Below are 15,019 nucleotides of genomic sequence, written 5' to 3' on the forward strand. Positions count from 1 at the left end.
AGCAAACAAGGAGGCGGCATGCCGGTCAGGCGTCTGATGCAGTACATCACCGCGGCGGTAGCGGCTGCCATGGTCCTGTCGGGCTGCTCCGGCAGTCAAGGCAGCGCACCCGTGGTGGTGGGGGAGGCCAAACGCGGCGGCAGCGTCACCGTCGCTGAGGTCAACGCCTTCTCGTCCTTCAACCCGTACAGTGCGGACGGGAACACCGATATCAACTCCAAAATCGGCCACATCACCCATTCGGGCTTCTACTACCTCGATGATGCCGCCAAGGTGGTGCGGAACGAAAAGTTTGGGCGCTTCGAGAAGGTTTCGGACCAGCCGCTCAAGGTGCGGTATACCGTCAACGAGGGCGTCACGTGGTCCGACGGCGAAGCGATCGACGCCGGCGACCTCCTTCTCAGCTGGGCCGCGGGTTCGGGGTATTTTGACGATGCCGACCCCCTGGCGGGGACGGGCACCAAATACTTTTCCACTGCCTCCGACACCAGCGGCCTCGCCGGCACCGTGCTCCCCGAAATCGGGGCGGACGGCCGGTCCATCACCCTGGAGTACACCGTGCCCTTCGCCGACTGGGAAGTGGCGTTCGACGTCGGACTGCCGGCGCACGTCGTTGCAGCCAAAGGTGGCCTCAACGACGAAGAAGACCTGATCGACCTGATCAGGAACTCACCCCGCGGGGACGAGGAAAAGCCGGCCCTGAACGCACCGCTGAAGCAGGTCAGCGACTTCTGGAACTCCGGATTCGACTCCAAGGGCCTTCCCGGGGATCCTGCCGTGTTCCTTTCCAGCGGCCCGTACATCGTGCGTGAGATCATCCCGGAAGTCTCCATGAAACTCGTCCGGAACCGTGACTACGTCTGGGGGCAGGAACCATGGCTGGATGAAATCAACGTGCGCTTCACCGGCTCCGTTCCTACGGCAGTCGATGCGCTCCGGAACAGCCAGGCCGACATCATTTCCCCGCAGCCTTCCGCCGACACCGAGGAGCTCCTTGCAGGACTGGCTGGCCAGGGCATCACCATTGAACGGTACAACCAGTCCGGCTACGACCACCTGGACCTCAACTTCTCCGGGCCTTTCCTGGACGACAACGTCCGCCGCGCGTTTCTCAAAGCGGTTCCCCGGCAGGCCATCGTCGACGCCGTGGTGGGGGACCTGCTGCCAGACGCGAAGCCCTTGGATTCCCACGTTTTCCTGCCTGCCCAGCCCAGGTACAACGACACCGTGAAGAACAACGGCTCGGCCGATTACGCCGAAGTCGACATCGAAGGGGCGAAGGCGCTCCTGGAGGGCGAAACCCCCACCGTCCGGATCCTGTACAACCGCGACAACCCCAACCGCGCGAAAGCGTTTGCCCTGATCCGCGACTCGGCAGCGCGGGCAGGGTTCCAGGTGGTTGACGGCGGGCAGGCAAGTGCGGACTGGGCACGGTCACTCGGGGGCGGGGGTTACGATGCCGCGCTGCTCGGATGGATCGGCACGGGTGCAGGCGTCAGCCGTGTCCCCCAAATCTTCCGCACCGGCGCTGGCAGCAACTTCAACGGTTTCTCCGACGGCGACGCGGACAAGGCGATGGAGCAGCTTGCCGGAACAACCGATCTGGGCAAGCAGGATGAACTCCTGGCGGAGATCGACAGGCAGATCTGGGAGAGCGCCTATGGTCTCCCGCTGTACCAGACGATTGGTACCACTGCCTTCAACGCCCGGGTTGCCGGCGTCAAGACCAGTTCAGGTCCGTTGGGCATCTGGTGGAACGTGTGGGATTGGCGGCTGGCCAACCCGTCATGACGCCGGAGCGCGGGAGAGGCAGCTCCCGGTTGTCCCGATTCGCCGCCGCGGCTACCGGCGAGTAGCATGTGACGTGCACAACTTCTGTTGACCGACTAAGCGTTCAGGGCTGGCCGGTCACGGTTTGGCAACGGAGTACCAGTATCTGGACTTCGTGCAGTTAGGCTACTCGTATATGTAGGCTGCGTCACAGCGGACAGCTGGGTCTCGCCTGCGGGGGAGCACAAGATTCCCCCTCGTTATCTCCCACAACTCATAGGAGGCGGAATGCGTTTTACGCGCACTTCCAAAGCACTGGGCATAGTGGCAATAGCCGCGCTTGCCCTGACCGGCTGCGGCGCTGGAGGCGGCAGCACTGACGGAGCCAGCAACGCCGCCGGCGACCCGAACAAGGTCATCACTGCCTACAGCAACGAACCACAAAATCCGTTGCTGCCGGCGAACACGAACGAAGTCTACGGCGGCCGCGTCGTCGAGCTTCTGTTCGAAGGCCTGCGGACCTACGACGCTGATGGCAAGCCGGTGAACGCGCTGGCAGAATCCATCGAGTCGCCTGATGCCCAGAACTGGACCATCAAGATCAAGCAGGGCCAGAAGTTCACGAACGGTGAAGAGATCACGGCCAAGACGTTCGTGGATTCCTGGAACTTCGCGGCGAACTCGAAGAACCTGCAGAACAACGGGTTCTTCTTTGAATCCATCGCCGGCTATGAGGAAGTCTCGGCGGTTACCAAAGAGAAGTCTGCGGACGGCAAGACCACCACCACTCCCGCACCCACCGCGGAAACCATGTCCGGCCTCGAAGCCAAGGACGACTCCACCCTTACCGTCAAGCTGGCCCAGCCCGAAGCTGACTGGTCCTTGCGACTCGGCTACTCCGCCTTCTTCCCGCTTCCCTCCGCTGCGCTGGCAGACCCGAAGGCATTCGGCGAGAACCCGGTAGGCAACGGCCCGTACAAGATGGAGAAAGAAGGCGCCTGGGTTCACGACCAGTCCATCTCCCTCGTGAAGAACCCGGACTACAGCGGTCCCCGCGAGTCGAAGAACGGTGGCGTGACGTTCAAGTTCTACACGGATCCGGGCCCCGCGTACACCGACCTGCAGTCGGACAACCTGGACGTAACCGACGTCCTCCCGTCGAATGCGCTTAAGACGTACGTTTCGGACTTCCCGGACCGCAATGCCACCAAGCCCGTTGCCACCAACTCCACCCTGAACATCCCGGGTTACAACCCGAACTTCCAGGGTGAAGCCGGCAAGCTCCGCCGCCAGGCACTCTCCTACGCCATCAACCGCGAGGAGATCGCCAAGGTTGTCTTCAACGGCACCCGCACCCCGGCCAAGGCATTCGCCCCGCCGGTCATTGACGGATTCAAGGAAGGCCTCAAGGGCAGCGAAGTCCTGAAGTTCGACGCCGCAAAGGCCAAGGACCTCTGGGCACAGGCTGACAAGATCCAGCCGTACGACAATTCCAAGCCGCTGCAGATCGCATCCAACACCGATGGCGGCAACAAGGAATGGATCGACGCCGTAGCTAACGGCTTCAAGAACAACCTGGGAATCCAGGCTGAAATCCAGCCCTTCGCCAAGTTTGCTGAGGTCCTGAACCTGCGCAAGTCCCAGTCCCTCCCGGGCCTGAGCCGCGCCGGCTGGCAGGGCGACTACCCGTCGCTCTACAACTTCCTGGGGCCGGTCTGGGCCACGGGCGCATCCTCCAACTACGAGAAGTACTCGAACCCCGAGTTCGACAAGCTGCTCAAGGAGGGCCTGGCAGCCAAGACCACGGATGAGGCCAACGCCAAGTTCAACGCGGCACAGGAGATCCTCTTCGAGGACCTTCCCGGCCTGCCGCTCTGGGACCAGGCACGGCCGATCGTGTGGAGCAACAACGTCGCCAAGGCTGAAACCGGCTGGAACGGCAGCATCCTTTACTACGGCATCACCGCAAAGTAGTCCTAGAACTAACTTGTCGGTAAGCACATGGGGGTCCGGCTACCGCCGGGCCCCCATTGGCTTGCACGGCAGGAAGGCACCAATGAACCTGTTTTCTTCCCAACCGGAAGGCTGGTGATCCGGTGGTCCGCTTTATTCTGCGCCGACTCCTTCAAGTGATCCCCGTCTTCATCGGCACCACCCTTTTGGTCTATTACATGGTGTTCGCCCTCCCGGGTGACCCTATCGCTGCGCTTTTCGGGGACCGTCAGCCTCCGCAGGCCGTCATCGACACGTTGCGCAGCCAGTACCACCTTGATGAGCCGTTCTGGGTCCAGTACGGCCTGTTCCTCAAGAACCTCTTTACGTTCAACCTTGGCAACGACTTCACCGGCCAGCCCATTGCGGCAAGCCTGGCCCGCGTCTTCCCGGTCACCGCGATGCTGGCCGTTGAGGCCTTGGCCATCCAGGCGATCTTCGGCGTGGCATTCGGTGTTTTCGCAGGCCTGCGCCGCGGCGGCTGGTTCGACTCCACCGTCCTGGTGGCGTCGCTCGTGGTCATCGCCGTGCCCACATTCGTCCTGGGCTTCGTCTTCCAGCTCGTCTTCGGCGTCAAGCTCGGATGGGCGAAACCCACCGTCGGCGCCAACGCCGACTGGGGGAGCCTGCTGCTGCCCGCCATTGTCCTGGGCCTGGTGTCCTTCGCTTATGTCCTCCGCCTCACCCGCGCCTCGGTCAGCGAAAACATGAATGCCGACTACGTGCGCACTGCAACTGCCAAGGGCCTGTCGCGGCCCCGCGTGGTCCTGGCCCATATCCTGCGCAACTCCCTGATTCCCGTGGTGACCTACCTCGGTGCCAACCTCGGCGGCCTCATGGGTGGCGCGATCGTGACGGAGGGTATCTTCAACGTGCCCGGCGTCGGCAACAAGCTCTACCAGGCGGTCCTCCGCAGCGAGGGTCCCACCATCGTTTCCATCGTCAGCGTGCTGGTGCTGGTCTTCGTAGTGGCCAACCTGCTTGTCGATCTCCTTTACGCCTGGCTTGACCCGAGGATCCGCTATGACCAGTAATAACAGCCACTTTGTGGCGCCCATCGACGAAACCCCGTTGCTGGCAACGGATGCCGTAAAGACTGACCAGGCCCCGCTCAGCCTGTGGTCCGACGCCTGGCGCAAGCTCCGCCGTCGTCCGCTGTTCATCATTTCCGCGCTGCTGATCGTGATGCTGACCGTGATAGCGCTGTTCCCCGGACTCTTTACCTCCGTGGCTCCCAACGAGGGCTGCGAACTGGCCAATTCCGAGGGCGGACCCATGGCCGGCCACCCCTTTGGTTTCACTTTCCAGGGCTGCGACGTGTACTCCCGCGTCATCCACGGGACCCAGGCCTCGCTGTCAGTGGGCCTTCTCTCCGTGCTGTGCGTCCTGGTCATCGGTGTCACCATCGGTGCCCTGGCCGGTTACTACGGCGGCTGGATCGACGCCGTGCTCGCACGCCTGGGTGACATCTTCTTCGCCCTGCCGCTGATCCTTGGCGCGCTGGTCATCACCCAGCTTCCCATGTTCCGCGAGAACAGGGGCGTCTGGACGGTGGTCTTTGTCATCTCGCTGCTGGCGTGGCCGCAGATGGCACGCATCACGCGCGGTGCCGTCATTGAGGTACGCAACGCTGACTTCGTCACTGCGGCGCGGGCCCTGGGCGTCTCCAAATTCGGGGCCCTTGTGCGGCACGTACTGCCGAACGCCCTCGCGCCGATCATCGTCCTTGCCACGCTGGAACTCGGCGTGTTCATCGTGGCAGAAGCCACGCTGTCCTTCCTGGGTATCGGCCTGCCGCAAAGCATCATGTCCTGGGGCAATGACATCGCCGGCGCCCAGGCGTCCATTCGAACCAGGCCGGAAATCATGCTGTATCCGGCCGCGGCCCTGTCCATCACGGTCCTGAGCTTCATCATGCTGGGCGATGCTGTACGTGACGCCCTCGATCCCAAGAGCCGTCAGCGATGAGAGATAACGAGATGACCACTCCACAAATCCGCATCGACGAGGCCGGCGCCACCGGCGTCCAGCCGCTGCTGGAAATCCGCGACCTGGCCATTACGTTCAAGACCGGCGGCGGGGACATCCAGGCAGTCCGGAATGCGCACCTGAGCATCATGCCCGGTGAGACCGTCGCCATCGTGGGGGAGTCGGGTTCCGGCAAGTCCACGACGGCGCTGGCGGCCATCGGGCTGCTGCCCAATAACGGCCGTGTGTCCGGTGGCCAGATCCTGCTGGACGGTGAGGACATTGCCCACGCCACCGAGCAGCGGATGATCGAACTGCGCGGCAACACCATCGGCATGGTGCCGCAGGATCCCATGTCCAACCTCAACCCCGTCTGGAAAATCGGCTACCAGGTCAAGGAGACCCTGCGCGCCAACGGCAGGCCGAGCGGGCCGGAGGACATTGCCAAGGTACTTGCCGAAGCCGGCCTCCCGGATGCGCACAGGCGTGCCAACCAGTATCCGCATGAGTTCTCCGGCGGTATGCGGCAGCGCGCCCTCATTGCCATCGGCCTCTCCTGCCAGCCGCGGCTGCTCATTGCCGACGAGCCGACTTCGGCGCTGGACGTGACCGTGCAGCGGCAGATCCTCGACCATCTGGACACCATGACCACGGAACTGGGCACGTCGGTACTGCTGATCACGCACGACCTGGGCCTGGCTGCGGAACGGGCGGACAAGGTCGTGGTGATGTACCAGGGACAGGTCGTGGAAGCAGGGCCCTCCCTGGAACTGCTGCGAAACCCCCGGCACCCTTACACCAAGAGGCTTGTCGAATCCGCACCTTCCCTTGCCAGCCGGCGGATCCAGGCTGCCAAGGAGCAGGGCGTGGAAACGGCCGATCTCCTGGCCCCGGCCGCAGAGGCGGCAACGGCAGACAACGTCCTGCAGATCCAGGACCTCCGCAAGGTCTACAAGCTCCGGCAGGGTTTCGGGAGAGCTTCGGACTTCGCCGCCGTTGACGGTGTGAGCTTCGACGTCAAACGCGGAACCACGACGGCGATCGTGGGGGAATCGGGTTCCGGCAAGTCCACAGTGGCCAAGATGGTGCTCCAGCTGGAGAAGCCGACCGAGGGCAGGATTCTGTTCGATGGCGTGGACACGTCAGGTCTGAAGCCGGCGGAACTCTTCAAGTTCCGCCGCCGGGTCCAGCCCATCTTCCAGGATCCATACGGTTCCCTGGACCCCATGTACAACATCTTCCGCACTATTGAAGAACCGTTGCGCGTCCACAAGATCGGCGACAAAGCCAGCCGTGAGAAAAAGGTCCGGGAACTCCTGGACCAGGTGGCCCTTCCGCAGTCGGCCATGCAGCGCTACCCCAACGAGCTGTCCGGCGGCCAGCGGCAGCGCGTGGCCATCGCCCGTGCACTGGCGCTGGATCCGGAAGTGATCATCTGTGACGAAGCGGTGTCCGCCCTCGACGTCCTGGTCCAGGCGCAGGTGCTGAACCTGCTGGCGGACCTGCAATCCAAACTCGGACTGACGTACCTCTTCATCACGCACGACCTTGCGGTGGTGCGCCAGATCGCGGACCACGTCTGTGTCATGGAAAAGGGGCGGCTGGTGGAGACCGGATCCACGGACGACGTCTTCGAATCGCCGCAGCAGGAGTACACCAAGGCCCTGCTCAATGCCATTCCCGGTGCCAAGCTGATGTTGCCGCCGGAAGTGGCCTAGCGACGCGGCACCAACGCGCGACGGCCGGCGCCGGGGTATTGGACTCCGGCGCCGGCCGTTGCTGTTTTCAGTCCTGGCCCGCGCCTGCGCCTCCGGTGCGGGCATCCAGGAGCGGGGCAACGTCCGCCGTCGGCGTTCGCTCCAGGCCCAGTTCGCGGAGGCGGCGCTCAAGGAGCGTACCCAGCGCCCGGCGGCCCCCCGGGTTCATGTGCACGGAGTCCGCGAGATCCTGGACCAGGCCGTATTTGGTCAGCCAGTCACCCACGGCTACGAAGGGCAGGCCGTGGTCCGCCGCCACGGATCCCAGCAGGGCGTCCACCTCGCTTCGCCGGCCTCCGCCATGGCCTTCGCCGCGGGCCAGAGTCCCGATCATCGCCAGGCGCGTGCCCGGGTACCGCCTTTGGAGCTCCCCGATCAGCCGCTCAGCGTTGGCAACGATGTCGCTGTCACTGGCTCCGCTGGTGGCATCGTTGCCGCCGCCCTGCACCACGATCAGCGCGGGCGTGCCGGCCGGGAGCAGCCAGTCGCCGCGCAGGAGCGCATCGATGTAGTTGCCCGTGGCACCCTTCGACGTGACAAAACCGGTGCCGCCCCTGCCGCAGAAGTACACCCGGTATCCCGCAGCGGCCAGGCCCAGCCGCGGCCAGCCGTCGGCCGGCTCCGATTGCGAATCGCCGATCAGGAGGACGGTCCTGCCGATCTCCGGGACCACCGCTTCAAGCCGGCCGTTGCCGGGGTTGAGGACACGCGAAACGGCAGGCGCCGCGTCCACCAGGGCCGGACCCTCGCCGGACTGGGCGGGCAAGGCGCAGCCGGAGAGGACAATGGCGCCTGCCACGGCGATAACCGCAACGGCGGCCGCCGCGGTACGGCGGCGGTACCGGGCCGCAGCGGCCAAGGCATTTCGCATCTGGTGTCTTTCCCGCTTGCGCTGTATGTCAGAGCAATCATGTGGCATCGCCGCCGGATCCGCCAGTGATTTTGCCCACAAATAAACATCGTGGCGCGGCGGTTGGCTGGCCACCGGATCCGCGGTCGGCGGAAAAATTTAGGCCAATAAAAGGCACACCGGCTAGACTTGGGGAAGGTGCCCTGTGCTAAGGGCCTGATCCGTCGTGCGTTCCAGTTGGAAATGTCGCGATACATTACAGCTGACCCACTGAATCGAGCAATAACGCATGTCTGAAACCACCACCAACATTGCGGTAGCCACTGCATCGCGCAGTGACCTGCGCAACGTCGCGATTGTGGCCCACGTTGACCACGGCAAGACCACCCTGGTCGACGCCATGCTCAAGCAGACCAACTCCTTTGCCGAGCACAACCACCTCGAAGACCGCGTCATGGACTCCGGTGACCTGGAGCGCGAAAAGGGCATCACCATCCTCGCCAAGAACACCACGGTGGCCTACAACGGTCCGTCCTCCCACGGCGAAACCATCACCATCAACGTCATCGACACCCCGGGCCACGCCGACTTCGGCGGCGAGGTGGAACGCGGCCTGTCCATGGTTGACGGCGTCGTACTCCTCGTTGATGCCTCTGAGGGCCCGCTGCCCCAGACCCGCTTCGTGCTGCGCAAGGCCCTCGCCGCACACCTTCCCGTGATCCTGCTGGTCAACAAGACCGACCGTCCCGATGCCCGCATCGACGAAGTGGTCCACGAGTCCATGGACCTGCTCCTGGGCCTGGCCTCCGACCTTGCCGATGAGGTGCCGGACCTGGACCTGGACAAGGTCCTGGAAGTTCCGGTTGTCTACGCTGCCGCCAAGGTTGGCCGCGCGTCGCTGGAGCAGCCCGCCAACGGTGCAGCCCCGGACAACGAGGACCTTGAGCCGCTGTTCAAGACCATCATCGAGCACATCCCGGCTCCCACCTACAACCCCGACGGTGTCCTGCAGGCGCACGTCACCAACCTGGACGCGTCCCCGTTCCTGGGCCGCCTGGCGCTGCTGCGCATCTACAACGGCACCCTGCGCAAAGGCCAGACAGTTGCCTGGGCCCGCGCCAACGGTGAACTCAAGAACGTCAAGATCACCGAGCTCCTGGCCACCAAGGCGCTGGACCGCGTGCCGGCAGAATCCGCCGGACCGGGCGAGATCGTCGCTGTCGCCGGCATCGAGGAAATCACCATCGGTGAGACGCTGACCGATGCCGAGAACCCGCAGCCGCTGCCGCTGATCACCGTGGACGATCCCGCCATCTCCATGACCATCGGTATCAACACCTCGCCGCTGGCCGGCAAGGTCAAGGGCGCCAAGGTCACGGCCCGCCAGGTGAAGGACCGCCTGGACAAGGAACTGATTGGTAACGTCTCCATCAAGGTTCTGCCCACCGAGCGTCCCGACGCCTGGGAAGTCCAGGGCCGTGGCGAGCTCGCCCTTGCAATCCTGGTTGAGCAGATGCGCCGCGAAGGCTTCGAGCTGACCGTAGGCAAGCCGCAGGTGGTCACCAAGACCATCGACGGCAAGGTCCACGAGCCGATGGAGCACATGACCATCGACGTGCCGGAAGAGTACCTCGGCGCCGTCACGCAGCTCATGGCAGCCCGCAAGGGCCGCATGACCAACATGGCCAACCACGGCACCGGCTGGTGCCGGATGGAGTTCATCGTTCCGGCCCGTGGCCTGATCGGTTTCCGCACCAAGTTCCTCACGGACACCCGTGGCGCCGGCATCGCAGCCTCCATTTCCGAGGGCTACGAGCCTTGGGCCGGCCCCATCGAGTACCGGACCAACGGTTCGATGATCGCTGACCGCGCCGGCGTCGTGACTCCGTTCGCCATGATCAACCTGCAGGAACGCGGCTCCTTCTTCGTGAAGCCCACGTCCGAGGTCTACGAGGGCATGATCGTGGGCGAGAACTCCCGCGCCGACGACATGGACGTCAACATCACCAAGGAAAAGAAGCTCACCAACATGCGTGCAGCCTCCTCCGACACCTTCGAGAACCTGACGCCGCCGCGCGACCTCACCCTCGAAGAGTCCCTGGAATTCGCCCGCGAGGACGAGTGCGTCGAGGTCACCCCGGAAGCCATCCGCATCCGCAAGGTCATCCTGGACACCAACGAGCGTGCCAAGGCCAACCGCGCCCGCGCCAAGGTCTAGCAACTCTAGTTTCTTCCACAGAATGCCACCGGCCCCGTGCCGGTGGCATTCTGCGTTCCGCCCTGCGCAGTCATGTCCCGGTTCGGCGCGCAGGGGCAGTCCCCGTACACTGACCGGTGCCTTCACCGCACCCGGCGGTTTTCCACATGGCCGGCACGGGCCCTGGGTCGGACTCCTCGGACCGGGCAGCATGCACCCATGCGAACTGTCATTGATGCATTGGCGGCATTGGGGGGAGTCGCCAGCGCAAGCTCACTCAGGCAAGCCGGAGTTCCCCGCCGCCTCATTGAAGCCGGTGTGCTTGACGCCTCCGTCCAGAGGGTTGCCAGGGGAATGTACGCGCTGCCGCAGGCAGAACCCGTGCTCATCCATGCCGGCCGCCATTACGCGGTTCCGGGTTGTGTCACGGCCGCCTTGGCAGCGGGGCTGTGGGTAGTCAGGGAACCGGAGAAACCGCATCTGGCCGCCCGGCACGGGAGGCCAGTTCCGGGCTGCGTGGTCCATCGAAGCAGCCTTCCGTTGACGCCCTTGGATTTTGTGTGCCAATCCCTCCGCTGCCTGCCGCCGCTTGAGGCGCTGACCATCGCGGAATCTGCGGTGAAGAAGGGGGTGGTTCAACTTCCGGCGTTGAGGGAACGCTTTCCAGCGGCGCGGGAGAAGAGCGTTCTTGCACTTGTGGGCAGAATCCGGCCGCAATCGGGTTCCATCATTGAAACGATGGCCCGGTACCTGCTGGAAGAAGCGGGGCTAACAGTCGAACTTCAGGTCAATATTCCGGGGATGGGCCACCTGGATCTTCTTGTGGACGGACTGCTGGGCATCGAGACGGATGGCTACACCCACCACAGCAGCCGCGCAGCGTACCGGGAGGACAGGCGGCGCTGGAACGTTACCGTTGTCCGGGGCGTTCCCACCCTTCGCGTGACGTTCGAGATGCTGCTCGCCGAACCCAAGAAGTTCGTGCACATGGTGCATCAGGCACTCGCGACGTACCGCCCTGCGCAGTGAAGCCCGGGTTCGCTGCGCAGGGACTGTCCCTGCGCAGCGTGGATCGCCCTAGGCGCGCGGCCGGCGCCGCTCCGGCGCCGGTGGCACTTCTTTGGCAGCCACCACCAGGTCCAAGGGAATGACGACGTCGGCCTGCCGGGTGCGGATGGTGCACGCACCGGCGTCGCAGGCCAGGAGGTGCCCGAGGGCATCCGTGAGCCCGTCCTCGATGCGGTAGCGCACCACAACCCTCGTTCCAGGCGTTGCGGTGGAGAGGAACCCGGAAGGAGCGGGTATAGGCTGACTCACCAGTTCATACTAGGTGCCCGGCTAGGTTCGCGGGAACGGGCTGGGAGATAATAGGCTCAGATGTCAAGAGTCCGGCCGCAGTTGCCGGATGCAAGAACCGGCGGGTTGCCGGAACCAACGTGGAGAGGCCAGGGACGTGACGTACGTAATCGCGCAGCCGTGTGTAGATGTCAAGGACAAGGCATGTATTGAGGAATGCCCCGTCGACTGCATCTACGAAGGTGAGCGTTCGCTGTACATCCATCCGGACGAGTGCGTGGACTGCGGCGCCTGTGAACCGGTCTGCCCGGTTGAAGCCATTTACTACGAGGATGACACCCCGGAGGAATGGGCGGACTACTACAAGGCCAACGTCGAGTTCTTTGATGACCTCGGTTCCCCCGGAGGTGCCGCGAAGATCGGCAACACGGGCAAGGACCACCCGATGATCGCCGCGCTGCCGCCGCAGAACCAAGACCACTGACCCGGGCAGGGACCGTGACCGCAGCAGCAAGAACCTTTGGCCTGGACCTGCCTGACTACCCGTGGGAGGCCATGGCGCCGTATGTCGCCAAGGCCGGGCAGCACCCGGACGGGGCGGTCAATCTGTCCATTGGCACCCCGGTTGACCCCACCCCCGCCCTGATCCAGGATGCGCTGAAGGCGGCCGCCGACGCCCCGGGGTACCCCACCGTCCATGGCACCCCGGCCCTCCGTGAAGCGATTGCCGGGTGGTTTGAGCGGCGCCGCGGCGTTACCGGCCTCGATCCCCGCAACATCATGCCGACCGTGGGCTCCAAAGAACTCGTGGCATGGCTGCCGCTCCTGCTGGGGCTTAAGCCCGGAGACGTCGTCGTGCGCCCGAAGGTGGCATACCCTACCTATGACATCGGGGCCACCCTCGCCGGTGCCGCGTCCGTGGCGACCGACAACCTGGATGAACTCGACGACGAGACGCGGGCGAGGGTACGGCTCATCTGGGTCAACTCGCCCGGCAACCCCACAGGCAGCGTCCGGGGCGTCGAATCCCTGAAAGCGCTCGTGGAACAGGCCCGTGGGCTGGGCGCCGTGGTGGCCTCGGACGAATGCTACGCGGAGCTGGGATGGGGCGATTGGGACGTCCAGCGCGGCGGCCAGGCCGTTCCCAGTATCCTGGACCCCCGGGTCGCGGGAGGCTCCCATCGGGGGCTCCTGGCCGTCTACTCCCTCAGCAAGCAGTCCAACGTGGCAGGCTACCGTGCAGCGTTTGTGGCCGGAGATCCTGACTTGATGCCCAACCTGGTCAACAGCCGCAAGCACGCAGGCATGATTGTCCCGTACCCGGTCCAGGAGGCCATGCGCGTAGCGCTTGGAGACGACGCCCACGTTGAGGCGCAGAAGGACCTGTACCGCGGACGCCGCGATCGGCTGGTCCCGGCCCTGCTGGACTTCGGCCTGGAGATCAAGGATTCCGACGCCGGACTGTACCTTTGGTCCACGGCGGGGGAGAGCACGTGGGACACAGTGGCACGGCTGGCTGAGCGCGGCATCGTTGTGGGCCCCGGGGTTTTCTACGGCGAGGCGGGCAACGGCTACATCCGCGTGGCTTTGACGGGTTCGGACGAGCGCATCGACGCCGCAGTGTCACGGCTGGCAGCGGCGCGGCAATAAAACAGCACCGTAACAATGGTGTGACTCGCGCCACAAGAGCCCTATTTTAGGGGCTTCAGCCACGTCTTGGATTAGTGACACCCGCCAAGGAGCGGGTACTTTTTAAGTGACTATCAATGGTGGCCCTCTACAAGAAGGCAGCCCGGGTGTTGGAACCTGTGTTCTCAGGGTCAGTGCGCGGCTCACCTGATGTTGGATCAAGCTTTCGACAGAGGCCCAGAAGCCTCATGAAGGGGACTCCATGACTGAGACCAACAACGCAGCGACCCTGCTCCACGCAGGAGGCGAGCTTAAGCTCCCGCGCATCCAGGTTATTGAAGGGAACGAAGGCTACGACGTTTCCAAGCTGCTGAAGCAGACGGGCGCAGTCACCTTCGACCCCGGCTTCATGAACACCGCAGCCACCACCTCGGCCATCACCTACATCGATGGCGATGCGGGCATCCTGCGGTACCGCGGATACCCCATCGAGCAGCTGGCGCAGCACTCCAGCTTTCTCGAAGTGTCCTACCTGCTGATCTACGGCAACCTGCCCACGCCCACGGAACTGGACACGTTCGACCAGAAGATCCGGCGGCACACCCTGCTGCATGAGGAGCTCAAGGGCTTCTTCGGCGGCTTCCCCCGCGACGCGCACCCCATGCCCGTCCTGTCCTCGGCCGTATCCGCGCTGTCCACGTTCTACCAGGACTCGCTGGACCCGTTCAATGCAGAACAGGTGGAAGTTTCCACAATCCGCCTCATGGCCAAGCTCCCGGTCATCGCGGCGTACGCGCACAAGAAGTCCATCGGCCAGCCCATGCTGTACCCGGACAACTCCCACAACCTTGTGGAGAACTTCCTGCGCCTCAGCTTCGGGCTTCCGGCGGAGCAGTACGAGGTGGACCCGGTCGTCGCGAAGGCACTGGACCTGCTGCTCATCCTGCACGCGGACCACGAGCAGAACTGCTCCACCTCCACGGTGCGGCTGGTGGGTTCCTCCAACGCCAACCTCTTCGCCTCAGTGTCCGCAGGCATCAACGCGCTCTTTGGCCCCGCCCACGGCGGCGCCAACGAGGCCGTGCTCAAGATGCTTCGCCAGATCCAGGCCGACGGCACCAAGCCCGAGGACTACATGGAGAAGGTCAAGAACAAGGAAGACGGCGTCCGCCTCATGGGCTTCGGGCACCGCGTCTACAAGAACTACGATCCGCGCGCCAAGATCGTCAAGGCCACGGCCCACGAGATCCTCACCAAGCTCGGCGGCAACGACGAACTGCTGGACATCGCCCTCCGCCTGGAAGAGAAGGCGCTGAACGATGACTACTTCATCCAGCGCAAGCTCTACCCGAACGTGGACTTCTACACCGGCCTGATCTACAAGGCCATGGGGTTCCCGGAGAAGATGTTCACGGTCCTGTTCGCCATCGGCCGCCTTCCGGGCTGGATTGCCCAGTGGCGCGAAATGATCAGCGACCCCAACACCAAGATCGGCCGCCCCCGCCAGCTGTACATCGGTGAGCCCGAGCGCGACTACCCGGTCCGCTAGTCCCCACTCCC

General features: G+C 64.3%; 12 protein-coding genes. 10 read left to right on the forward strand and 2 right to left on the reverse strand.

Annotation, left to right across the window (positions count from 1 at the left end; genetic code table 11):
• Positions 1-18: 18 nt before the first annotated feature.
• From GK109_RS16480 to GK109_RS16500, 5 genes are all read left to right on the forward strand, one after another.
• Complete coding sequence (locus GK109_RS16480) at positions 19-1,791, forward strand: ABC transporter family substrate-binding protein (protein WP_157241685.1); 1,773 nt, start codon at positions 19-21, stop codon at positions 1,789-1,791.
• A gap of 267 nt (positions 1,792-2,058) precedes the next feature.
• Entirely contained in the window at positions 2,059-3,744 is a 1,686-nt protein-coding gene (locus tag GK109_RS16485) for an ABC transporter substrate-binding protein (RefSeq protein WP_157241686.1), read from the forward strand.
• Positions 3,745-3,866: 122 nt separating this feature from the next.
• Positions 3,867-4,796 carry an ABC transporter permease gene (locus GK109_RS16490; protein ID WP_321214001.1) on the forward strand — a complete coding sequence of 310 codons (930 nt, stop codon included), beginning with the start codon at positions 3,867-3,869 and terminating at the stop codon, positions 4,794-4,796.
• Positions 4,786-5,730 (forward strand): ABC transporter permease, encoded by a 945-nt coding sequence (locus GK109_RS16495; protein WP_157241687.1) that lies wholly within the window; start codon positions 4,786-4,788, stop codon positions 5,728-5,730. Before GK109_RS16490 ends, GK109_RS16495 begins: the two co-directional genes overlap by 11 nt.
• Positions 5,731-5,741: 11 nt before the next feature.
• A complete protein-coding gene (locus tag GK109_RS16500; protein WP_157241688.1) occupies positions 5,742-7,448 on the forward strand; it encodes an ABC transporter ATP-binding protein in 1,707 nt (568 codons plus the stop codon).
• 67 nt (positions 7,449-7,515) lie between these two features.
• Here the strand turns inward: GK109_RS16500 and GK109_RS16505 are convergent, their stop codons facing one another.
• Positions 7,516-8,358, reverse strand: coding sequence for an SGNH/GDSL hydrolase family protein (locus GK109_RS16505; RefSeq protein ID WP_157241689.1), 843 nt, complete (start codon positions 8,356-8,358; stop codon positions 7,516-7,518).
• A gap of 268 nt (positions 8,359-8,626) precedes the next feature.
• Here GK109_RS16505 and typA point away from each other — a divergent pair, with 268 nt between their 5' ends.
• Both typA and GK109_RS16515 read left to right on the forward strand, forming a co-directional pair.
• Entirely contained in the window at positions 8,627-10,555 is a 1,929-nt protein-coding gene (gene typA, locus GK109_RS16510) for a translational GTPase TypA (protein WP_157241690.1), read from the forward strand.
• 198 nt (positions 10,556-10,753) lie between these two features.
• Positions 10,754-11,563, forward strand: a complete 810-nt coding sequence (locus GK109_RS16515) for a hypothetical protein (protein WP_157241691.1) — start codon at positions 10,754-10,756, stop codon at positions 11,561-11,563.
• A 48-nt stretch (positions 11,564-11,611) separates the two neighbouring features.
• Here GK109_RS16515 and GK109_RS16520 read toward each other — a convergent pair whose 3' ends face one another.
• Positions 11,612-11,851, reverse strand: a complete 240-nt coding sequence (locus GK109_RS16520; protein ID WP_321213997.1) for a hypothetical protein — start codon at positions 11,849-11,851, stop codon at positions 11,612-11,614.
• Between the two features lie 136 nt (positions 11,852-11,987).
• Here GK109_RS16520 and fdxA point away from each other — a divergent pair, with 136 nt between their 5' ends.
• From fdxA to GK109_RS16535, 3 genes are all read left to right on the forward strand, one after another.
• Positions 11,988-12,314: a ferredoxin gene (gene fdxA / locus GK109_RS16525; RefSeq protein WP_013601705.1), complete on the forward strand. Its 327-nt coding sequence runs from the start codon at positions 11,988-11,990 to the stop codon at positions 12,312-12,314.
• A 14-nt stretch (positions 12,315-12,328) separates the two neighbouring features.
• Positions 12,329-13,480, forward strand: a complete 1,152-nt coding sequence (dapC, locus tag GK109_RS16530) for a succinyldiaminopimelate transaminase (RefSeq protein ID WP_321213996.1) — start codon at positions 12,329-12,331, stop codon at positions 13,478-13,480.
• Between the two features lie 241 nt (positions 13,481-13,721).
• Positions 13,722-15,008 carry a citrate synthase gene (locus GK109_RS16535; RefSeq protein ID WP_157241694.1) on the forward strand — a complete coding sequence of 429 codons (1,287 nt, stop codon included), beginning with the start codon at positions 13,722-13,724 and terminating at the stop codon, positions 15,006-15,008.
• Positions 15,009-15,019: the final 11 nt, after the last annotated feature.

This window comes from Pseudarthrobacter sp. GA104, from assembly GCF_009741265.1.
Lineage (GTDB): Bacteria > Actinomycetota > Actinomycetes > Actinomycetales > Micrococcaceae > Arthrobacter.